23 protein-coding genes are annotated in these 19,837 nt (G+C 45.8%); 8 read left to right on the top strand and 15 right to left on the bottom strand.

Annotated elements, in window-relative coordinates:
- The first annotated feature begins 162 nt into the window (after positions 1-162).
- Positions 163-627, top strand: a complete 465-nt coding sequence (locus tag HZF10_RS06205; protein WP_176005316.1) for a Panacea domain-containing protein — start codon at positions 163-165, stop codon at positions 625-627.
- On the top strand, positions 614-979 hold the full coding sequence (locus tag HZF10_RS06200) for a hypothetical protein (protein ID WP_176005315.1): 366 nt from the start codon (positions 614-616) through the stop codon (positions 977-979). The genes HZF10_RS06205 and HZF10_RS06200 overlap by 14 nt, the downstream gene beginning before the upstream one ends.
- Here HZF10_RS06200 and HZF10_RS06195 read toward each other — a convergent pair.
- Genes HZF10_RS06195 through HZF10_RS06180 form a run of 4 tightly spaced genes read right to left on the bottom strand, consistent with a single transcriptional unit; the run spans position 976 to position 2,926 of the window.
- Positions 976-1,134, bottom strand: a complete 159-nt coding sequence (locus HZF10_RS06195; protein WP_176005314.1) for a hypothetical protein — start codon at positions 1,132-1,134, stop codon at positions 976-978. The genes HZF10_RS06200 and HZF10_RS06195 overlap by 4 nt on opposite strands.
- Before the next feature lie 40 nt (positions 1,135-1,174).
- Complete coding sequence (locus HZF10_RS06190) at positions 1,175-2,011, bottom strand: ImmA/IrrE family metallo-endopeptidase (protein ID WP_176005313.1); 837 nt, start codon at positions 2,009-2,011, stop codon at positions 1,175-1,177.
- Positions 1,980-2,291 carry a hypothetical protein gene (locus HZF10_RS06185; protein WP_176005312.1) on the bottom strand — a complete coding sequence of 104 codons (312 nt, stop codon included), beginning with the start codon at positions 2,289-2,291 and terminating at the stop codon, positions 1,980-1,982. Before HZF10_RS06185 ends, HZF10_RS06190 begins: the two co-directional genes overlap by 32 nt.
- Entirely contained in the window at positions 2,288-2,926 is a 639-nt protein-coding gene (locus tag HZF10_RS06180) for a sigma-70 family RNA polymerase sigma factor (protein WP_176005311.1), read from the bottom strand. The genes HZF10_RS06185 and HZF10_RS06180 overlap by 4 nt, the downstream gene beginning before the upstream one ends.
- A 444-nt stretch (positions 2,927-3,370) precedes the next feature.
- Between HZF10_RS06180 and HZF10_RS06175 the strand changes: the two genes are divergently transcribed.
- The 3 genes from HZF10_RS06175 to HZF10_RS06165 all read left to right on the top strand — a co-directional run bounded on the left by HZF10_RS06175 (position 3,371) and on the right by HZF10_RS06165 (position 6,016).
- Positions 3,371-4,285: a DUF8370 family protein gene (locus tag HZF10_RS06175; RefSeq protein WP_176005310.1), complete on the top strand. Its 915-nt coding sequence runs from the start codon at positions 3,371-3,373 to the stop codon at positions 4,283-4,285.
- 87 nt (positions 4,286-4,372) lie between these two features.
- The gene (locus tag HZF10_RS18160) at positions 4,373-4,654 is read left to right on the top strand and encodes a DUF1883 domain-containing protein (protein ID WP_176005309.1); all 282 of its coding nucleotides are present in this window, start codon (positions 4,373-4,375) and stop codon (positions 4,652-4,654) included.
- A 342-nt stretch (positions 4,655-4,996) separates the two neighbouring features.
- Complete coding sequence (locus tag HZF10_RS06165) at positions 4,997-6,016, top strand: LLM class flavin-dependent oxidoreductase (protein ID WP_176005308.1); 1,020 nt, start codon at positions 4,997-4,999, stop codon at positions 6,014-6,016.
- 44 nt (positions 6,017-6,060) lie between these two features.
- Here HZF10_RS06165 and HZF10_RS06160 read toward each other — a convergent pair whose 3' ends face one another.
- From HZF10_RS06160 to HZF10_RS06110, 11 genes are all read right to left on the bottom strand, one after another.
- Positions 6,061-7,041 carry a radical SAM/SPASM domain-containing protein gene (locus HZF10_RS06160; RefSeq protein ID WP_176005307.1) on the bottom strand — a complete coding sequence of 327 codons (981 nt, stop codon included), beginning with the start codon at positions 7,039-7,041 and terminating at the stop codon, positions 6,061-6,063.
- Positions 7,019-7,753 carry an SDR family oxidoreductase gene (locus HZF10_RS06155; protein WP_176005306.1) on the bottom strand — a complete coding sequence of 245 codons (735 nt, stop codon included), beginning with the start codon at positions 7,751-7,753 and terminating at the stop codon, positions 7,019-7,021. Before HZF10_RS06155 ends, HZF10_RS06160 begins: the two co-directional genes overlap by 23 nt.
- Complete coding sequence (locus HZF10_RS06150) at positions 7,743-9,041, bottom strand: glycosyltransferase family 2 protein (protein WP_218833178.1); 1,299 nt, start codon at positions 9,039-9,041, stop codon at positions 7,743-7,745. The genes HZF10_RS06155 and HZF10_RS06150 overlap by 11 nt, the downstream gene beginning before the upstream one ends.
- A 49-nt stretch (positions 9,042-9,090) precedes the next feature.
- Positions 9,091-9,831, bottom strand: a complete 741-nt coding sequence (locus tag HZF10_RS06145; RefSeq protein ID WP_176005304.1) for an ATP-grasp domain-containing protein — start codon at positions 9,829-9,831, stop codon at positions 9,091-9,093.
- Between the two features lie 169 nt (positions 9,832-10,000).
- Positions 10,001-10,999 (bottom strand): nucleotidyltransferase family protein, encoded by a 999-nt coding sequence (locus HZF10_RS06140; protein WP_176005303.1) that lies wholly within the window; start codon positions 10,997-10,999, stop codon positions 10,001-10,003.
- A complete protein-coding gene (locus HZF10_RS06135; RefSeq protein ID WP_176005302.1) occupies positions 11,000-11,206 on the bottom strand; it encodes a hypothetical protein in 207 nt (68 codons plus the stop codon).
- The gene (locus HZF10_RS06130) at positions 11,190-12,293 is read right to left on the bottom strand and encodes a hypothetical protein (RefSeq protein ID WP_176005301.1); all 1,104 of its coding nucleotides are present in this window, start codon (positions 12,291-12,293) and stop codon (positions 11,190-11,192) included. Before HZF10_RS06130 ends, HZF10_RS06135 begins: the two co-directional genes overlap by 17 nt.
- Positions 12,283-13,068: a hypothetical protein gene (locus HZF10_RS06125; RefSeq protein ID WP_176005300.1), complete on the bottom strand. Its 786-nt coding sequence runs from the start codon at positions 13,066-13,068 to the stop codon at positions 12,283-12,285. Before HZF10_RS06125 ends, HZF10_RS06130 begins: the two co-directional genes overlap by 11 nt.
- A complete protein-coding gene (locus HZF10_RS06120; protein ID WP_176005299.1) occupies positions 13,055-13,564 on the bottom strand; it encodes a 2'-5' RNA ligase family protein in 510 nt (169 codons plus the stop codon). The genes HZF10_RS06125 and HZF10_RS06120 overlap by 14 nt, the downstream gene beginning before the upstream one ends.
- Positions 13,565-13,744: 180 nt before the next feature.
- Positions 13,745-15,049: a GAF domain-containing sensor histidine kinase gene (locus HZF10_RS06115; RefSeq protein ID WP_176005298.1), complete on the bottom strand. Its 1,305-nt coding sequence runs from the start codon at positions 15,047-15,049 to the stop codon at positions 13,745-13,747.
- A gap of 11 nt (positions 15,050-15,060) precedes the next feature.
- Positions 15,061-15,522, bottom strand: coding sequence for a response regulator (locus HZF10_RS06110; RefSeq protein WP_176005297.1), 462 nt, complete (start codon positions 15,520-15,522; stop codon positions 15,061-15,063).
- A 169-nt stretch (positions 15,523-15,691) separates the two neighbouring features.
- On the opposite strand from HZF10_RS06110, the gene HZF10_RS06105 reads away from it, so the two are divergent.
- The 3 genes from HZF10_RS06105 (at position 15,692) to HZF10_RS06095 (ending at position 19,740) form a co-directional block, all read left to right on the top strand.
- Positions 15,692-16,924 (top strand): cation:proton antiporter, encoded by a 1,233-nt coding sequence (locus HZF10_RS06105; protein ID WP_176005296.1) that lies wholly within the window; start codon positions 15,692-15,694, stop codon positions 16,922-16,924.
- A gap of 100 nt (positions 16,925-17,024) precedes the next feature.
- Positions 17,025-19,181 (top strand): catalase, encoded by a 2,157-nt coding sequence (locus HZF10_RS06100; protein ID WP_176005295.1) that lies wholly within the window; start codon positions 17,025-17,027, stop codon positions 19,179-19,181.
- Between the two features lie 7 nt (positions 19,182-19,188).
- Positions 19,189-19,740 (top strand): YciE/YciF ferroxidase family protein, encoded by a 552-nt coding sequence (locus HZF10_RS06095; protein WP_176005294.1) that lies wholly within the window; start codon positions 19,189-19,191, stop codon positions 19,738-19,740.
- Positions 19,741-19,837: the final 97 nt, after the last annotated feature.

Below are 19,837 nucleotides of genomic sequence, written 5' to 3'. Positions count from 1 at the left end.
ACGAATATTTTATTATGGTAAAATTAATAAACGGGATTGACGTGTGACAATTCTAGGGAAGGATTGTTATACATATTCTTTAAATTCGTAGCTTTGTTAAACTTACATTCCGTAATTGCTTATTTCAGAGCATTCCTTTGTCCAACCCGAAATTCTAATTATATGCCTTATTCAGCTCTAACAATCGCCAACCAAATTCTCAAAAAAGCTAAACAAGATGGACAGGAGCTTTCAAATATGAAGCTCCAGAAACTTTTGTACATAGCAAATGGATTGTATTTAGCCAAAAGTGGAACACCTCTAATAGAAGATCCGATTGAAGTTTGGCCTTATGGCCCTGTTGTGCGTGAAGTCTATCATAGATTTAAGACCTATGGCAACAAAGAAATTCCTGTTTCGAATGATATTCCGGAAATTGACCTTGATATCGATAGTCGAGATGCAATTGAATTTGCTTTAGAGATATCAAAACGAGTTTCTGCCATTCAATTATCAAATTGGACGCATAAAGAAGGCGCACCTTGGACGGAAGCAAGAAAAAAAGACGAGCAAATCATTTCCAATAAATCGATGGAGGAATTTTTTAGCCCTTTCAAGAACTACAATTTTGCTGGTGGCGCAGGATAAGGCAAATAACAAATCAGCCAAAGACATTCTTGATGCGATGGCTAAAGCTGCACAGGACGCGCCTGAAACACCACTTTCAGGACGTGAACGTGCTTTTTATGAAAAACATTTATCAGACTTAGAAAACGAGAAACAAAATAGGGAGGAACGTAAGCACTATGCTGAATGCATCTTTCGATTAACGGTCTTTTGGGTAGCATTCTTAATGGTAGTAATCATTGCATCAGGTCAACACAAACTTTACTTGTCTGATGAAGTTCTAATCGCATTGATTACATCAGGAACAGTAAATATGTTTGTGTTTTTTAGATATGTTACACGCTATCTTTTCAATGCTGACAAATCAACTTAGCCTTCCTTATCATTACCCACAGTAGCCAATTCCAACAAACTCAGAGTTTGCTTATCTTCTTCCTTTTCCTCTGTAGTCTCCTTAACTACGTTTTCAATCACAGGTTCTGATTTTTCCTTAAGACCTTCGATGATGTGCTGTGCTAATGGTTTCATTATTCTAATGTTTGGAATATGTATAAAGGTTATATTTTCTTCATTTTTCCCATATTATACTCAATACATTTTGTTGTTTGCCATATACACAATGCTCAAAGAATTGTCTACTCATATCTGATTCAAACTTTATATTAAACCAATCATCAGCAAAGACAATTTCGCTCGACGTATATTCCTTTCCTTTAGAAAAATATTCCCCGGCCGCGGTGTCCTCAGGGACTCTTAGCTTGCCATGTTTCAATGACCAAAATGGAAAATCATAGGTATACCAATACCATTTGATGGTATTTGATACACTGTAAACAACCATTATTGGTGAACAACCAATTGTTGCATAACGTAAAGCGGTCGCTGTTAAACTAGTTTGATATTTTTTAGATAGTTCTTGAATTAACTTAAATTCAAATTTCCTTCTAAAACAGTCTTGTTTAAAACGATTTTTTGGTAATAGCAGACATGATGCAAAAAAATCCGCTTCACGTTCTACCAAATTATCACTGACAAATCCAGTAAATGATGGATGAGATGGCGCTAACCCTTGCGCTAATGCATTGCGATGATGATCTATATAGTAATGCCCAATTTCATGAGCAAAAGTAAATCTTGCTCTTTCTGTATATGGATGAACTAATCGATCATTATTTATATAAATGTGGAATTTGCCATATTCATGCTCAAGAAGTCCATCAAACGAGTCACCATAATTGCCATAGGAAAAAGATATCTTTGATTGTTCAGCTATGATTTCTGGATTTACTGCTCCTTTTGGACAATAGTAATCAGCCACATACTCCGCTAAGGATTCTATATTATCCTTTTGAAAATCAGTAAGAAAATCGCCTTTACTTTTGTTGTGCATTTTTCTTGTCTTCAATCATTTTAGCCTTAATATCAAGCGGAATAGATTTTCCTTGTCTTGCAGCCATGGCCAAATTTTGCACACCATCATTAGGAATGAAAAGATTAATTGGCGTATGTGATTTTAACTCTTTTCTTCCACCCATTATAATATCAATTGGGTTCTCAAAATTTAATGGGCATTCATCTTCAACATTATGGTGTTTTTTAAACTCCTCGATTGCTTTAGGAGTTGTAGGGAATACCATCCCAGCATCATCAAAAATTTCACCGATTGTTTTATGTTTACTGCTCATTTCAGGGGCTTTAATGGTGAATGTTTTGCAAAAAAATCCTTGATTTCTTTATCTTTCCTTTCTTTAATTTTTCTAATGTTAGCTTTTGTTGTCCCATAAGTCGTTGCTAACATATCCAAAAATTCTGAAGGATTCTTCTTTCCTTCCTCATAAAAACTATATAAGGCTATAACAATTTGTCTATCTCTTTCATTGAATGTATTTAAAATTTGAGACAACAATTTCATATTTTCACTTTCATTCGTATCAGTCTCAATTGTTTCCTCTGCAAATTTATCGTCTATATAATTATCAACTAGGCGTATATTTTTATCGACACCTTTAAGTAGGTTAAAAATCTCGTTTCTCAAAATTACGGCTAAATATGCTTCGAAAGAGGAAACGACAGACGCGCCTACTGTAGGGGTAAAATCTAACTTAGGTGCTTCATATATCTTTATGAACGTATTGTTCACCGCAGTATTCATTAGCTCTTCGTCAAAGATGCCCATTTGTTTGAGCATCGATTTGCAAACAGAACAAACTGTTTTACTGAATTTCCGATATAAAATATTGAATGAACGATGCGCTTCCTTTTCATCTTCATCCCTGTAGCTAAAAGCAAGTAATATCTCTTGCAATTCTTCTAAACTCATACTCATCATTTATAACTCAAATCAGTGACAAATGTAAAAGAAATATGCTTTTGTCACACTTTATACTTAAGACTTATATAAACTCTAAATTTTTAACAATATGGCTAAAAACAGTCCGAGCGGGGACAATTCAAGAAAAGGAGCGGTAACTGGTCGCTCACAAGTACAAAATCCAAAGACGGGACTTTGGACTAAACGTGACACCGAAACGGGTAGGTTCATGGACGTTAAAACGTCAAGTAACGATCCGTTTAAAGGCGTTACAAAAGAAAAGTAACATTAATCCAAATTCAACTTAACCATGAAAAATGAATTTAAACTATGCTATGGCGACAAGTGTTTCTCGGCCAGCGAAACAAATGGAGGGCTACTTTTTGGGGCAGGTATCCTACTATTGTGTATTGCCATTTCAGTCATTAATCAAAACGAAAACAGAAAAGAAAAATGAAACAGACAAACACATTTAGAGAGCATTTCGGTATTAGAACTCGTCACGTAGAGTTCATTGATATACCTATGGACGAGGATTTACTTGCATTTATTTGCCCTTTTTTGATTGCAAACAATAGGCAAGACCCAAGAATTGATACAATTTACGGTCAGATGGAATCTTTCTTGAAATACTTGAATCGAAATTTTATCATGACAAACGATAAAGTCAATGGTATGAAATTTCTTTCCCACTTACATGAGCCGAATGAATACCATCTCGGATATTCCGACTCGAATAAGGGTAAGGCAATGGCTAAAGAACGCTCTAAATCGGTTTTTGACTCTCTAAGACGAAACCGATTTGCTCAACAAGGACTTTCTATTACAAACGAAGCTCACAACGTGCTTTTATTGGTGGAAGGAATCGGTCAGGACATCATGTCTGATGTAATTTCAAATGTTTGCAGAAATGTATTTGCTCAATTCACCGAGGAGCAATGTATCAAGCACTCCATTCAGACGTATCCAACCCAAATCGAGTATTACAATGACAATACAGGTCAGTGGGCTACTACGACTTATAATCTTCCTGAATATAAAGGTAAAAGGATAATCCTTATTCCGAACGAAATTGTTGCTGGTCATAGGATGTACTCAACATATTATAACTGGTTTGTTTCGAGTAATTATATTGCTGTCGACCTGATGAAGAAATCAAAGACCGATGACGATGCCAATGATAAAACGATGAGACTTCTAAAAGACGGTTCCAAAAAAGCAGTCATCAAAGAGATTTATCGTGTCTATCGTAAACCGAAACACGATTTAATAGACTTTGTTCTAAAGTACAGAGGATCATTGGACGAATTTCTTGTCTACGCAAAAGAACATTATCCAGCATTGGACTTGGATAACCTCGATATTTAAAACATGCACTGATGACTAAAAGACTGGCCAATTGAGCCAGTCTTTTGGCTTTTTATATCCAACAATGATACACTACAATTACCAGTTATGCAGTTTATACACTACGACTTAGGCATGAAAGGCAATCGAAAGACAGTCAAACTTGAATTGTCCGGAAGTGCCGCAAACGTTCGGTTGATGGATGCGAACAATCTCGAATTGTACAAAAGAGGCAGACGATATAAATACATCGGTGGGCTTGTTCTTAAATCTCCGATATTCATTGATATTCCTCACCTTGCTCATTGGCATCTTGCAATCGATATGCAAGGATTAATAGGTGAAGTTAGAACGAACTTTAAAATACTTGAAAGGAACAACCCATCCTAAAACAGGAGGATTGTTTAATTTGGTATACTAAGGTAATTAGTGTCTAAGATTATAGTAGAGGGTTAAGCATAAGGTGCAACATAATCTCGTAATTGAATTTTCTATTGTAAATTTCCTCAACCTCGCAGAATTAATTCTCAATGAAATGTAACGGTCGTTCACTCCAAACTAAATTTAGGTAATCGTCGTCAAAAAGGCTACGAAAAAACGGTAGATAATGCAGCTGAATGCCTGAGGATATTATTGATCTCTGTTTAAATAAGTCGTATTAATCACACCCCTATGGTAATCTTTAAGACGAATCATATTCTTTCCTCAAACAAAAATTTCTAACTTTAAAAAATGAAATCCCTCGGCTTCCTCTCCTTCGGCCATTGGGCCAACCATCCCGCCTACGCCACGCGTACCGCAGCTGACACGTTACTGCAATCTATTGATTTAGCTGTAGCCGCCGAAGAATTAGGTCTTGACGGCGCGTATTTCCGAGTACATCATTTCGCGGCACAGCTCGCCTCGCCGTTTCCGTTGCTTTCCGCCATCGGAGCCAGGACAAATACGATCGAAATCGGAACCGGAGTCATCGACATGCGGTACGAAAACCCGCTATATATGGTAGAAGACGCCGGCGCTGCCGATTTGATTTCGAAAGGACGCCTGCAACTCGGCATCAGCAGAGGTTCGCCCGAACAGGTGATCGACGGCTGGCGTTATTTCGGGTACGAACCCGACGAAGGAGAATCGGATGCCGATATGGGACGCCGTAAAGCCTTGGAATTCCTCGACAAATTGAAAGGAGTCGGATTTGCCGAGCCGAATCCGTATCCGATGTTTCCGAATCCTCCGGGATTGCTGCGATTGGAACCTCACGCACCGGGATTGCGCGAACGCATCTGGTGGGGAGCCGCTTCGAATGCTACGGCTGTTTGGGCGGCCGAAAACGGCATGTACCTGCAAAGTTCTACATTGAAATACGACGAAAGCGGAAAACCGTTCCATATACAACAAGCCGAACAAATCAGGCTCTACAAAGAAGCTTGGAAAAAAGCCGGACACACACGAGAACCGAGAGTGTCGGTAAGCCGTTCCATTTTTGCGTTGGTTAATGATCAAGACCGTATTTATTTCGGACAATCGGGCAAAAGCGATTCGCTTGGCATGATCGAGCCCGGAAAGCAAGCCATTTTCGGACGCAGCTATGCCGCCGAACCCGACAAACTCATCAAGGAATTGGCCGAGGACGAAGCGATCCGGGAAGCCGATACGCTGTTGTTGACGATACCGAATACGTTAGGCGTCGATTACAACGTGCATGTGTTGTCTTCTATTTTGGAGCATGTGGCGCCAGGGTTGGGGTGGCGGTGAACTGACAGGAGCAACGTGTGGCATAGTTCACTCGGGTCTCTTGCTCAAAACGAATCCGGGTTCAACAACTTCACGTCGTTTTGATCGACATAACGGTCGCCTTTAAAGTTCAAGATGCCAGACCTGGAGGAGGTTTGAAATTCTGCCAACTTACAGTTATAGCAGATGAAATCGGGATCGGAATGCGATTTCCCCAGAATCATGTCGCGTACATCTTTAAACGAAACGGAGTTCCAGACTTGGGTTATGCTCGATTGCGAAACATTGCCCACGATAACTTCCTTATCCCAATCCTGCGAGCACAAAATGACGTTTCCCGAGGCATCGATGCAGCATCTCTCGAAAGGTCTTTTGAGCGAACAGCCGCTAAGCTGCAATCCGTCGTACGTTTTAAGCGTGTCGTTTTTCAACGTGTTGTTCCCGGCCCGGTCAAGGTAACCGAAAAAACGGATTCTCAAATGAGGAAAAATCTTCTTCAAGGCCACCGTTTCCTCGGAGATATCCAATTCCGGCGATAAGACAAGTATCAAACAGGTATTGTCGAGAATCTGCTTACCGGAAGCTTTTGAAATGAAGTACTCTATCTTTTTGACGGTTTGGTCAAAATTCAATCCCGGCATGATTTGGGAATACGATGCCTTTGTCCCTCCGAAAAAACTGATGCGCAAGTCATCGACGAGCTCTTGTTCGATGAGGGTATCGATCTTGCTTTCGGTAAAACCCGAAAAATTGGAAGAGACTTCGGTTTTCAGTCCGTGGCTTTTGAGGTACTGGAGAGTGGGAATCAGCCTATTGTCAAGAGAAGGTTCATTATTGAGGTACGGAATGACCGTTTTGACATGGTGCGAATTCAGGCGTATTTCATCTAAAATCTGCTGCAGCAAACTGTCGGGCATTTTGGTAATGCCGTATTTGGCCTCTGTTGCTTCGTAAGGACAAATGATACAATTGGCATTGCATCGGCTATAGGTCTGGATTTCTATGATCGGAGGGAAAACCATATTAAAATCTGAGGCTGTTTCCATAGTCCACACAGAATTCTTGTGATGAAAGATACATTTTTTTTTCTTTTTCAAGTTGGGTTATGAACGATGCCAAGTCCTCGATGTCAACGATTTGTCGGTTGATGCTGCGCGACCGTATCTGCTCTATTTTCTGTTCGCTTGTGTTTTGGGACATCGGACTCATAAAAATACCGGGAAGTACCGTATAGCAAGGTATCCCGAATTTTCCCATGCGGAAAGAAAGTCCCTGCATGAGCGCATTCATGGCCGACTTGCTCACAATATAAGGTATGTTGTCGTTGTGACGTTTGGTCAGGTTCGAACTTACTGCCACGATACAACCTGTTGTGCCGGCATTTCCCCAATACCGCGATAGGCATTCCGAGAGCAGGTAAAGGGATTTGCAATGCAAGGAATAGCTCCGGTCGAGAACATCGGGGTTTTCTTCGTTCTTATGAAAATATTTACCGGCACAATGTATAAGGCTAATGGAATAGGCTCTTTCGGGGATTTGCCCCTCGATGAGTGCGACAAGATTTTTTGAGTTCTTTTCATCGAGCCGTTCCAGATCGAACGGAATCTCGCAATAGTTCGCTGTCCCGATGTGCGGATTGCTTTTACCCGAAATGCCCGAAATGCCGATGACATGGTATTTCCCGGCGATGTACTTATCGGCAAGACGGCTGCCCAACGCACCCGTTACGCCGGTTATGACGACAATTTTAATACTCATAAGCCATTTTTTTTGTTTTGCTTTTTCGGTCTTCTTTTTTCACGTAAACCAGCTTCCAACAACAGACCAAAGGCCCGAACGTATGCAGCAGGTAAAAAACCAGGCCGAGAAAGAAAGAAGATTTAGGAAGCTTCCTTTCGGGGAAATGATAGGCGATTATCTTGTTCGGGATCCAGAGATAGGCAACCAGAGAAACGATGTAGATACACACCGCCACTATCCCCAACCGGTTGTGGTACAATAGGAACGGCAACAAAAAAAGCACTGCGTATGGTGAAAAAATCCAGTAAACCGCATGCATGAACAACTTCAACGATGTCAGCAGTCCGACGAATGATCGGGACAACGGCTTTTTATGGCGGCCGAAATAATAAAAATAATAATTGAACGCCGACAACGGCCCATTGAACCAAACCGCCTGCTGTTTTATATAAGTACGGATGCAACTCGTAAAATGGGCCGTTTCCAAAGTCTGGAGCGGGTGTATTTCGATTTGGCGCAATGCCAGCTCATAACCCCAATAGGCATCTTCATTCTGGAAATGTATAGGATACGGGTGCTGATCTTCGAGAATCCGGGAATTGAAGAAAATGCCATGCCCGATGGTATAGTTGAACTTTTGCAAGACAAATCGCAGCCCACGCAAGAAGAGCGTATCAGGAAGATTCTTGAAGAAACCCTTCAACCTTTGATTGTGTCGGACGCGGCCAAGCTCAAACCCTAAACTCCATCGCGTTTGCCATAGGCAGGCTTCCGACAAAAGAGAATAACGGCCCGAAAGTCGACGATTCTCATAGAAGGCATATTGCTGCAGCACATATCGCTCGTGAGGCTGTTGCAGATCGCGAATTTTAGAAAATTCGAGTTCGCCCGGCCTTGAGTCTACGTTATAGATCCCAACGAGAAAATCGACACTTTCTTTTTTCTTGATCTGTTCCAAAGCGAAGCGTATCTGGTCTGCCATGAATCCGCCATCTCTGTGATAATGGAAATGCAGGACAGGCAAATCCTGGCTTGCTATTTTTTGCTCGAGCAAGGTAACCGTATTGTGGTCAGAACCGTTCATCAGGTATTCGCGCGCAGTGGTCACGAAGCAAATACGAGGCTTGTTTTCGGGATACTTGTCCGCCAAGTCTACAAAATAATCCACGGCTGATTCCACAAGAGCCATCTCGTCGAGCACCGGTATGATAATATAAAGATTGCTCAAGACAGCCTTGTCCTCGGAATAAGGCCGTTTCGGTTTATGCTTCAACCAACGTATGGCATCCAGGATGTAAAGGTTCACAACGCATGCTTCGTTAAAGAAAAGTATCAGCAAGACGATGCAAAGCCAATCAAAAAAAACAAGGCTCATAATATTTGGACATGATCATTTTATCTTTGATTCGGACATCGAACGAACTGCGCTTACCCATCGCATAATCTACCAACCATGCCTGTAACGGTGCGCCCGCGGCAATGGTAAGATCGCAACTCCCGGACACGCGAAGATTGATGTCATGGACGTAATACGACCCGTCCCTTTCTATCAACTGGATGTTGAAAGCGCCGACGACGTCGAGAATACGGCCGATCCTTAAACATAAATCGATTATATCGGCGTGCATGCAAATCTGTCCCACTAAAGATTCTGAACCGTGCACTTTAAGTCGTTTTCTCGGAATGGCAGCCGCGGGATTCCTATAGGCTGTGTTGAACATGTCGACCGTATAATGCGTACCGTCTATGGACTCTTGCAGGAATGGGTGTCTTATTTTTCTGATATAGGCGTCCAATTCCTGACGATCCCGAATCGTATAGACGTCAACACTACCCGACCCTTTCTCTGGTTTTAAGACAAGTGGGAATACCGCGCTTTCTTCCGAAAAAGTGCTTGGAACGAGAAATTGGTTTTGAAGCAAAAAATCGGAGCAGGTTTTCTTGTTATATACCACGTCAAAACAGGCCTTGCTAGGGCCGAGGACAACCACCCCGGTTTCGTCGAGGAATTGCTGAAGGGCAAAAATAAGTTCATAGTCCCGGTCATTCCAAGCCACGATGGCATTTACCTTTTCTGTCCGGATAAGATTTTCCAAAGACTTCAAGTACGGCTCCCGCCCATCGAAAGGAATATGGAAGAAATGCTCCGAGACGGTACGCACCGGATCGTACGGGTCACTCTCGCACACTATAAGACGGCAGTCGTATCCTGACGATCGTATATAATCCTGGATAGACCGAACCAAAAAGTTTCGTCTCCTCGCATTAAGAAATAGTATGGTTTGCATGTCGTAGTAACTTGTTAAGCAATTCGCCAAAGCCTATAAAAGGAAAGCGAACATCATTGGCGAAGCTGATTTCGGGAACCAAAGGTCTGCAAAAATTCAAGACCGTTGCTACCTCGTAAAGGGCATCCCAATCCTTTGCAATCTTCATGGCATCCGATATTTGACCAGAGGTCATGCCCTCGAGGTTTTCTACGATATCCGATGCCAGTTTCATCACACTTTCGCATCGTGACGTGCCTTGAAGGTAGAGTTGGATGTCTACGAAAACTTTTATGCACAGATAAGAGAGCTCGGCTTCGGGAACCAACCGAAAAAAAGCTCCGCCCTCGTCGAGACATTTTTCGCAATATTGTTCCGGCCTAACGTTTCGGCCATTGTTGGTAAGGAAAAGCGAGTGATGAAGATCCAAATATACCGAGAAATTGCCGTCTCGATAAAGCTTGGAGGAAAACTGTGCGGCCTGAGGAACAAAAGAATCGGGTATGTCTTTGACGGCTATACCCTTACAATAATTTTCGGCTGGCGCGACGTTCTCCATGAAAATGTATCCCGCTTGCTTCAATACACGCGAAAAGGCATCCCAATCAGTTTCGGGGAACGGAAGCAGGTCGATATCGTTGATTTTACGATAACTGCGGCCATTTTCGGTTTTCCCGTAAGACGAAGCGCCTTTGAGCAGGATCGCTTTAACGGCATGGGAACGAAACGATCGGTCAAGGAACTGCAACTCTTTGAAAAAAATACCGCGGGCAGCATCCTGGTATTGCCCATAAGAATGGAAACGGGACAGCATCTCCGGCGATACGGCGTCACCCAGCTCAGCAAGCCGATGGGCCGCCAAGGCCGCAAGATGTAACTTCCTGGTATTTTCAAATAGATTGCAAGCATCTGCATCCTTGATCAAATTGATGAAGGAGTCCCTATTTTGTAACCGATACGTCTGGGAGGCAACAATGTACTGTATTGCTTCGGTCATTCAGGGATGGGGTTGCACATCGGAGTCGATGATCTTGACGTTCGCTTCCTCAAAGAAATAACGCGAGCCCGAATCGTCTTTGATTAGCCCTCCGAGAAAGGATTCGAGCGAACCTTCGAAAAAATATTTATCGTTAATGATAAGCCCCCTTTTTGTAAAGGCAATATTCGAAAGCAAGAAATCGGTAAAATCAATCTGTTTTTCCATGATCAAGAATGTTTTTAATTATTTTTTCAAAATCGGCTTCAAACCCAAATATAACATTTAAGAATAAGAATTTCAAATAGATCCCTTCCATTTGTTCTGTATACGATTCCTCTATCGCGGGTCTTATCAGCCAAGGTTCCGGCCAAACATAATCATTCAGGTTCGTGAATTCATTTTCCATGATCCGGATCGCTTCTTTTTGCGAAAGAACCTCAATCTCGAAAGAACTCCCCATCCCAAGCCTTAGCGTTGGCAGGACGATGTACCCGAGAGGTGCCGAAGCGACATGTCCGATTCCGTTGAGCTCGCAAAAAAGAGAGGGTTCCACTTCGAACTTGAACTCGGCTTTCGTAATCTCTGATGAGGTATTGTTTAATCTTTTGAATCGATTCGGCTGCTTCAGGTACATGTGATACAACTTCAGGTTATTGAAATTTCCGATACCGATCCTGATCTGCATCGGGAAAGAATTGAGGTGGCCTGCACGATCTATCGAAATACGGTCATTGGTGATAAAATCTACGCCGGCCGATTCACAAGCCTTGGTAAGGAAAGTGGTTTTCCCTGTTCCCGACGGACCGATGATCAGTATGCCCTTATCCTGGACCGCCACACCTCCGGCGTGAAAGAAAAGCGCACCTTGACCGATTCCTTCGCGGTAGTAGATCTCGCGCACGAACCTCAACAATAAATTTTGATCGTATCCTTTGTCTGAAGTGAGAACGCATATTTTATCCAAAGCTCGGTATATAAAGTAATCGGTGTTGTTTTCTTCCATGAAGATTTGTCCTTCAATTCCCGGCATATCGAGCGCGACCATGTACGAATCGATATAGAAATTGTATTTTGCCGATATTGACGACTGTGAAACGCACCATTGCCGCAACTCATCGAAATTTGGGACTGTTGTCTCATATATGGAAAACTTCCTGGTTCCGGACCTTACGGTTTGGGTGGGCAAATAATATCCGATTTTTTCAATGCCTTCCTTCCTGTCCGAAAAAAGTTCGAAGCAAACATAGGGCGTCGTCAAAATTAACGTGTTTGCATAATGCCTTTCGGTAAAGCTGACAAAATCAATTTTCATTGTATATCCACCATTTTTCAAATATGTTGCGCAAAGTCTCGTGTATGGCCAATGGTGTACCGACGGCTCTTGACAACAAAAAATTCTCGACTTTTTTCTGCATCTCTTTGAGATCATAAACCGGGCCGTTAAACGCAAACGTCTCGGAATGCAACAGTTCGAGAAATTCATCGTTCGCCGAATCTAAAAGCAGCAGGTGTTTGGAATACCACTTTGGATAAGGAAAAGGCATCCCGTGCAGGCTGGAGAGCAGTTTTATCGCATTTTCCATGTACTGGGCGGCATACAGGAGATACTCCAGCTTCAAGCCTCTTTTTTTTGCCGACCTCATGTCGTACTCCCTAACCTTGTATTTAATGGCGTAATGGGTAAGGTATCGAACATGGTTCTTTCTGTATTTTTCTAAAGATGAGTTCCTGATTTGATCATACAGCGCAGCATTTCCCGAAATAAGTCGGGCATTCATCACTATCCATTGATACAAGACCTGTATGTCAAGGCTTTCGCTGTCAAGCCTCTCGTCAAGCCATTGCAAAGACCTGATCTGGACAAAACATTTCCGGTTTCGAAAAGTAGTAGACACAATAGTCATATCGCGTTCATACAACTGATCGAAATTTTGCCGGTCGCAAAGAATCAAAAAATCATAGTCCGAAAGATTGTCGGCAGATTCGGCAATACCCCAACCTTTCGACCCCGTCAACAATAGGATGTGGTCAAAAGTTAGGGGAAATGGCAGTATATCGGCTACCTCGCGATAATCAATGTGGTTCATAAAAAGTACTTTGCGTCGATGAGAGGGAAAGCCTGTCGCCTGTTACCGTCAACGGGAATGGAGCGTCATGGAAATCCAGGATAAGGTCTTTAGGCATTTTCAAAATGGTTATGTGCGGAACGAATCCCTGGGCTTTGAAAAAAATATCGGCTTGTAGCAGGCTCCGTTCCAAATAACTGTAAAGAGCGGCTATTTCAGGCGTATGGCGAACTTCCAATGTGACGTATCGGCAATCTTCGCTGGTATTGAATGTCAATATTTTGCCTGTAACTTCCAATTTCGGCAAGGCGGGAGCACCCAACAGGATATTTTTTATGGTCTCCAGGTCTTTGCTGTCGCTCCATCCCAGATAAAATAAGGTCATATGTAGATTCGCACCTTTTTCGATTTTGTAAGCCGAAAGATGATCTCCCCAATTGGCTTTGCCATAACCCAAAATGTTGTCGGCTACATCGGCGTCAAAGAAAACGGCAATGAAAGAGGCCCAATATTTCATATCCTGCTTAAGTTTAAGGGACCAATATCGCTTCCCGGCTTACCAGACGCCATTTCCCAAAAAGTAAATATAAGCCGTTTGGCACACTTTTCATAGTCGTTCACCGCCCTTGTTAAACAAACCATACTTGCCTTTGCCCTAATCCGAATATAAGCGACTTAAGCCCGAACTACCCTAACCCTACGCCTTGAAATCCAACGGCAAAAACACGTTGAATTCCGCACCTACGCCCAACTCGCCCTTGCCGCTGATGAAGCCTTCGTGGTTCTCGACGATCTTCCTCACGATGGCCAGCCCGATCCCGGTTCCCGAATAATCGGTCTTGCCGTGCAGCCGCTCGAAGACTTTGAATATCTTGGACGCGTATTGCTGGTCGAAGCCGATGCCGTTGTCCTTGATCGTGATCCTGCAATACATCCTGTCGGGGTCAAAATCGGGATCGATGTCTTTTCCGAGGATTTTGGCCGAGTATATCTCGATCACCGGCGGCCGGTCCTGGCTGGAATATTTAAGGGAATTGCCGATAAGGTTCTGGAAAAGTTGCCGGATCTGGTACGGGAATACGGTAACGTCGCATAAATCTCCGATGCGCAGCGTCGCGTTCTTGGAGCCGATTTCCTCACTCAGGGTTTCGGTGACGTCGGAAATGATGCTCCCGAGGTTTACGGTTTCAAAATGCGAAGGCACGTTTTGGGCCACGGAATACGCCAAAAGATCGTTGATCAGGCTTCTCATGCGCTCGGCGGCGTGCTGTATCCTGGCAAAATAAGCTTGGGCCTTTTCGGTAAGGCCGGTGCTTTCGTTCTGTTCGATGAAGCTGATGTAGGTCTGTATCTTGCGCAAGGGTTCCTGCAGGTCATGGCTCGCGATCGAGCTGAATTCCTTGAGTTCCTGGTTGGACCTTGCCAGCTCGCGCACGTTTTTCTTCAAATCGGACGTCCTTGAATGTATGATCCCTTCGAGCGTATTGGAAATCTTGACCTGGTTCTTGAGGTCCTTGTTGCTCGACTTCAGCAAATCGACGATTTCCAGGTGATCGGATATCAGGTCGGCAAAAAACGCGAACAGCGACAGGGTCTTTTCGTTCTTGAGGTCATTCGGCTCGGGATCGACGGCACAAAGCGTGCCATAGAAATTCTCGTCTCCGCGGATGATGGGCACCGATATGTGGCTTTGGAACCCGAAGGTTTTCGGGATGGCATGGTCCTTATAGTGCTCGTCCCGGTCTACATAGTCGATGACCACGGGTTTTTCGAATTCCCGCACCTCGCTGCACAGCGTATCGAACAATTCCAGTTCATCCCCGGGCTGCACGCCGTAGCCGAGCTTGTCCAGGACGGAAAGCGCTACCCATTTCGAAGGCGTCACTTTTGCCATCGCGACGAACCTCATGCCCGTGGTCGTGGCGATTAATTCGAGGATTTTTTGTACGATCGGAAGTTTGGCGACTTCCTCTACTTCCTTTGCGATCTGATCTTTTTCCAAGGTTCGGCTGTTTAATGGGTTTGGTCATTCTTGAATTCATAGGGCAGGTCGAACATGGACGATTTTTGATGAACGAACGTTTTTTCCTCCGGAAGGAAATCTTTCCATTCGTGGCCGATGACGAACTTGACCGATTGCTTCACCCCTTGGTAATCGGGGTTTTTCGGCAGGTAATAGGTAGCGCCCAAAAACAAGCTCCTCCTGATCACGTCCTCACCCACCGAGGTGGTGAACCTGATCACCGGTACGTCCTTCCAATGGTCGTTGGAGCGGATCATTTCCAGTATCTGGAGCCCGTTGTGTCCCGGCATATTGATGTCGAGGAAAATCAGGCTTGGGGTAGGCGGCGGATTTTTGAGCCGCTCGATCAGCGACAATCCGTCATTAAAGGTAACGAGTTCGACGTTCAATTCATCTGCGATCTCCCGAAAGATTTCCAAATCTTCGTAGTCATCATCTGCGTAAAATATCATAACCAGGAATTTTACCTCAATTTACTGCCAAACGCAGGAATTTGTCAAGGCTTATAAAATAACCTTAACGTTTGTTCAACGAAGCCCGATCGGCTCTAATCCCGTATCTTTGCCTTGTAAATCTCCCCTCCTCTCTATTGCCGCGATCAGGGATTCATTCACGAAACCCATGGACTTCCTGCTGATCATCACCGCGATTTGCGTACTCTGCACCTTATTCGGCTACATCAACGCCCGATGGATGAAACTGCCCGGTGTGGTAGGCATCATGGTACTGTCGATCGTGGTATCGGTACTTGCCGTATTCGCGAGCCGCTTGTTTCCTGCGGCTGCGGTTTTCTTATCGCGCCTTTCGGGTGCTGTCGATTTTTCCAAGATATTGCTCGATGTGATGCTGGGCTTCATGTTGTTTGCCGGGGCACTCCAATCCGACGTCCCGAAATTGAGGAAAAATGTCAGGGGCATCCTATGGCTGAGTACGTTGAGCGTCATGATATCGGCCCTCGCTTTCGCGACTTTGCTTTGGTTGGGGCTGACTTTTTTCGACCGCAGCCCGCCGTTCATCTACTGCCTTCTTTTCGGTGCCCTGATATCCCCGACCGATGCGATCGCCGCCTCGGCTTTGCTCAAGACTTCACGTGTGCCCGACAACCTGAGGACCATCATACACGGTGAATCCCTGTTCAACGACGGAATAGGCATCGTGCTGTTCTTCATTTTCCTCGACCTGACGGTTTCTGCAGACAACGTCCTTTCGCTAAAAGGAATTACGACGCTCGTACTGCGCGAAATCATCGGCGGTATGGCGGCGGGCCTTATTTTTGGCTACCTCTCGAATCAAATGATGCGCCGCATGAAAGTCTTCGAAGACATCGTCATGCTCTCCCTGAGCCTGGTGCTGGTTTTGTCGGTATGCGGGAGCATGTTCCATTTTTCGGTACCGCTGGCTGTAGTCTGCGCAGGCCTGCTCATCGCCGATTCGTCTTTCGACCAGCGCAAGATAGGCGGGATGCACGGAAGCCTCGAAAAAATATGGGAACTGCTCGACGGCCTGCTCAACACCATACTGTTCCTGCTTTTGGGATTCCAGATGGTATCGGTATCGGTGGACGGCCTTTCGCTTTTGGGCGGGATCGGTGTGATCGCCATATTGCTTTTTTCGCGCATGTTGAGTATCGCCGCCCCGATCAGGTTACTGCGCGACAGGTTGAAGCTGCACGCCAGCAGCATCAAGATCCTGACCTGGGGCGGGCTGCGCGGAGGCATATCGGTCGCCCTTGCATTGTCGTTGCCCGATTCGCCTTACCGTCCCTTCATTATCTCAGGCAGTTTTTTCATCGTCGTGTTTTCGGTCGTCGTCCAGGGATTGTCGTTCAACAGGGTCATAAACCGGTGGATCTGACACTTTGAGCCAAATGCATTAATGCTATATCGTTCCCGTAGAATTGTGTAACCGCGCCGGTTTTATTTTGCGTCCCTTTGATGCATCACAAACCGACACTATGAAGAACCAGGAACATCCCATAAAAGGGCAGGAAGGCAAACAGAAAGACCTGCTCCAGAATAAATCCGACGCCGCCAACAAATTCATGACCACCGACCAGGGCGTAAGGATCAACGACGACAACAACTCCTTGAAAGCAGGCGAGCGCGGGCCGTCTTTGCTCGAAGATTTCATCCTGCGCGAGAAGATCACCCATTTCGACCACGAGCGCATCCCCGAAAGGATCGTGCACGCGAGAGGTTCTGGCGCGCACGGGTATTTCGAGGTGACCAACCCGATCCCGCAGTTCACAAAAGCCGGATTCCTGTCGCAAGCAGGCAAGCGCACGCCCGTGTTCACCCGATTTTCTACCGTGGCGGGTTCAAGAGGATCCACCGATCTGGCCCGCGACGTAAGGGGATTTTCGGTCAAGTTCTACACCGATGAAGGCATATACGACCTCGTGGGCAACAACATCCCCGTATTCTTTATACAGGACGCGGCGAAATTCCCGGATCTGGTACATGCCGTAAAACCCGAGCCGCACAACGAGATCCCGCAGGCCGCTTCGGCACACGACACGTTTTGGGACTTCATCTCGCTCATGCCCGAATCGATGCACATGATCATGTGGACCATGTCTGACCGTGCCATCCCGAGAAGCTACCGCATGATGGAAGGATTCGGCGTGCATACCTTCAGGCTCATCAACGAACAGGGCGAATCCCATTTCGTGAAGTTCCACTGGAAGCCGAAATTAGGCACGCATGCCGTAGTTTGGGACGAAGCCCAGAAGATATCGGGCAAGAATCCCGACTTTCACCGACAAGATCTCTGGGAAGCCATCGAAATGGGGCATTTCCCCGAATGGGAATTCGGCGTGCAGGTGATCCCGGCCGAAGACGAGGACAAGTTCGATTTCGATCTTTTGGATCCGACCAAGCTCGTTCCCGAAGAAATCGTCCCGGTGACGGTGATCGGAAAAATGGTGCTCAACCGCAACCCCGATAATTTCTTTGCCGAGACCGAACAGATCGCTTTCCACCCGGGGCACGTCGTTCCGGGCATCGATTTTTCGAACGATCCGCTGTTGCAGGGTCGTCTTTTTTCGTATACCGATACGCAACTGTCACGGTTGGGGAGCCCTAATTTCCACGAAATCCCGATCAACCGTACGATCAGCACGATGCACAACAACCAGCGCGACGGGCACATGCGCCAGGAAATCAACATCGGGCGCGTGAGTTATCATCCGAACTCGCTCGGCGGTGGCTGCCCGTACCAGGCCAAGATTGCCGAAGGCGGGTTTTCCAGCTTCAACGAACGCATCGACGCGCACAAAGTCCGCGAGCGCAGCGACAGCTTTTCGGACCATTTCAGCCAGGCGAAACTGTTTTTCGACAGCCAGACCGATGTGGAGAAACTGCATATCGTGCGTGCCCTGCGGTTCGAATTGGGCAAAGTCGAAACCACCGCGATCCGCGTGAGGATGCTCGGGCTTTTGTCTCAGGTGGACGGAGACCTCGCCGCCGAAGTAGCCAAAGGACTTGGCCTGGAAGTCCCCGCAAAACCCGAAACACCTATGAACCACGGCGTTTCTGCAGACGACGACCACCAGAAACACGAGCCGGCATTCCGCCGGCAGGCCGTGGAGTCGTCGGATGCGTTGAGCATGATCAAAAATCCGACCGTCGCCCCCACGATCTCGTCGCGAAAGGTCGCGTTCGTCTGTGCCGACGGTGTTTCAGAAGAACAAGTGGCGACACTGAAATCGGCTTTGCTTGCCGAAGGCGCGAAAGCTTGCATCATCGCACCTCATCTCGGTTTTATCGATACGGACAAAGGCGGTCAATTGCCGGTCGACTTCACGTTCCTGACCGCTTCATCGGTCCTGTTCGACGCGGTTTACGTACCCGGCGGACTCGGCCTGAATGTGCTGTCTGAAAACGACGACGTACTCGATTTCGTCAACGAGGCCTACAAACACTGCAAGGTCATAGGAGCCGAAGCCGAAGGCATCGAACTGATGTCGGGCACGCGATTCGCCCAAAAAGCCGAAAGTTCGGATGAAGGCCTGGTCTTCGGTGATTCCGACAAGGGTTCCTTTACAGAAAATTTTATCGCTGCCGTATCGCAGCACCGTATATGGGCGCGTGAAGCCCTGGAATATTCATAACACAATCATGGAAAACAAGAATAACCTTGAAAAAGGAAAACTAGTAGAACCGGCCAATGACGCCGCAACCAACCTGAGACTTTTGTTTGTCGATGCGCTCAAGGACATTTACTGGGCCGAGAACGCATTGGTAAAGGCGCTTCCGAAAATGCGCGACAACGCGACCTCGCCTGCGCTGGTTTCGGCTATCGACGACCACCTGGCCGTTACGGTCAACCAGGTGGAACGGCTCGAAGACATATTCGACATCATCGGCGAAGAGGCTGAGGGTAAAAAATGCGAAGCGATGGCCGGCCTCATAAAGGAAGGCGAAAACATCCTCGAGGAAACCGTGCCCGGGCCGGTGCGCGATGCGGGTATAATCGCCGCGGCGCAGAAAGTCGAACACTACGAGATCGCGACCTACGGAACGTTGGTGTCGTTCGCCAGGACATTGGGCGAAAACGATGCTGCCGAAATCCTGGCGCAAACCTTATCGGAAGAAAAAGAAGCCGACACGCTTCTTAGCGATGTCGCCAACGGATCGGTCAATGCCGATGCTTCGTCCGAAGACGAATAAACGACCCCCGAATCACAGACCCGCTCCAAAGCGGGTTTTTTTACGGCCTGACGCGAATGATGCCACAGTGGCCTTTAATCATGTAAGCCGGATCGCC

It is taken from the genome of Flavobacterium agri, assembly GCF_013401995.1.
Lineage (GTDB): Bacteria > Bacteroidota > Bacteroidia > Flavobacteriales > Flavobacteriaceae > Flavobacterium > Flavobacterium agri.
The sequence above is the reverse complement of the archived record's forward strand: the minus strand, read 5'-3'. Positions and strand labels throughout refer to the sequence as shown.

What these genes read in the sequence shown, in the direction of transcription:
- HZF10_RS06135 (WP_176005302.1), bottom strand. Translation starts at nt 11,206, where the DNA reads ATGGAAAAACAGATTGATTTTACCGATTTCTTGCTTTCGAATATTGCC.
- HZF10_RS06120 (WP_176005299.1), bottom strand. Translation starts at nt 13,564, where the DNA reads ATGAAATATTGGGCCTCTTTCATTGCCGTTTTCTTTGACGCCGATGTA.
- HZF10_RS18160 (WP_176005309.1), top strand. Translation starts at nt 4,373, where the DNA reads ATGCAGTTTATACACTACGACTTAGGCATGAAAGGCAATCGAAAGACA.
- HZF10_RS06110 (WP_176005297.1), bottom strand. Translation starts at nt 15,522, where the DNA reads ATGATATTTTACGCAGATGATGACTACGAAGATTTGGAAATCTTTCGG.
- HZF10_RS06185 (WP_176005312.1), bottom strand. Translation starts at nt 2,291, where the DNA reads ATGAGCAGTAAACATAAAACAATCGGTGAAATTTTTGATGATGCTGGG.
- HZF10_RS06125 (WP_176005300.1), bottom strand. Translation starts at nt 13,068, where the DNA reads ATGAACCACATTGATTATCGCGAGGTAGCCGATATACTGCCATTTCCC.
- HZF10_RS06160 (WP_176005307.1), bottom strand. Translation starts at nt 7,041, where the DNA reads ATGGAAACAGCCTCAGATTTTAATATGGTTTTCCCTCCGATCATAGAA.
- HZF10_RS06100 (WP_176005295.1), top strand. Translation starts at nt 17,025, where the DNA reads ATGAAGAACCAGGAACATCCCATAAAAGGGCAGGAAGGCAAACAGAAA.
- HZF10_RS06095 (WP_176005294.1), top strand. Translation starts at nt 19,189, where the DNA reads ATGGAAAACAAGAATAACCTTGAAAAAGGAAAACTAGTAGAACCGGCC.
- HZF10_RS06165 (WP_176005308.1), top strand. Translation starts at nt 4,997, where the DNA reads ATGAAATCCCTCGGCTTCCTCTCCTTCGGCCATTGGGCCAACCATCCC.
- HZF10_RS06175 (WP_176005310.1), top strand. Translation starts at nt 3,371, where the DNA reads ATGAAACAGACAAACACATTTAGAGAGCATTTCGGTATTAGAACTCGT.
- HZF10_RS06180 (WP_176005311.1), bottom strand. Translation starts at nt 2,926, where the DNA reads ATGAGTTTAGAAGAATTGCAAGAGATATTACTTGCTTTTAGCTACAGG.
- HZF10_RS06205 (WP_176005316.1), top strand. Translation starts at nt 163, where the DNA reads ATGCCTTATTCAGCTCTAACAATCGCCAACCAAATTCTCAAAAAAGCT.
- HZF10_RS06130 (WP_176005301.1), bottom strand. Translation starts at nt 12,293, where the DNA reads ATGAAAATTGATTTTGTCAGCTTTACCGAAAGGCATTATGCAAACACG.
- HZF10_RS06155 (WP_176005306.1), bottom strand. Translation starts at nt 7,753, where the DNA reads ATGAGTATTAAAATTGTCGTCATAACCGGCGTAACGGGTGCGTTGGGC.
- HZF10_RS06105 (WP_176005296.1), top strand. Translation starts at nt 15,692, where the DNA reads ATGGACTTCCTGCTGATCATCACCGCGATTTGCGTACTCTGCACCTTA.
- HZF10_RS06195 (WP_176005314.1), bottom strand. Translation starts at nt 1,134, where the DNA reads ATGAAACCATTAGCACAGCACATCATCGAAGGTCTTAAGGAAAAATCA.
- HZF10_RS06140 (WP_176005303.1), bottom strand. Translation starts at nt 10,999, where the DNA reads ATGACCGAAGCAATACAGTACATTGTTGCCTCCCAGACGTATCGGTTA.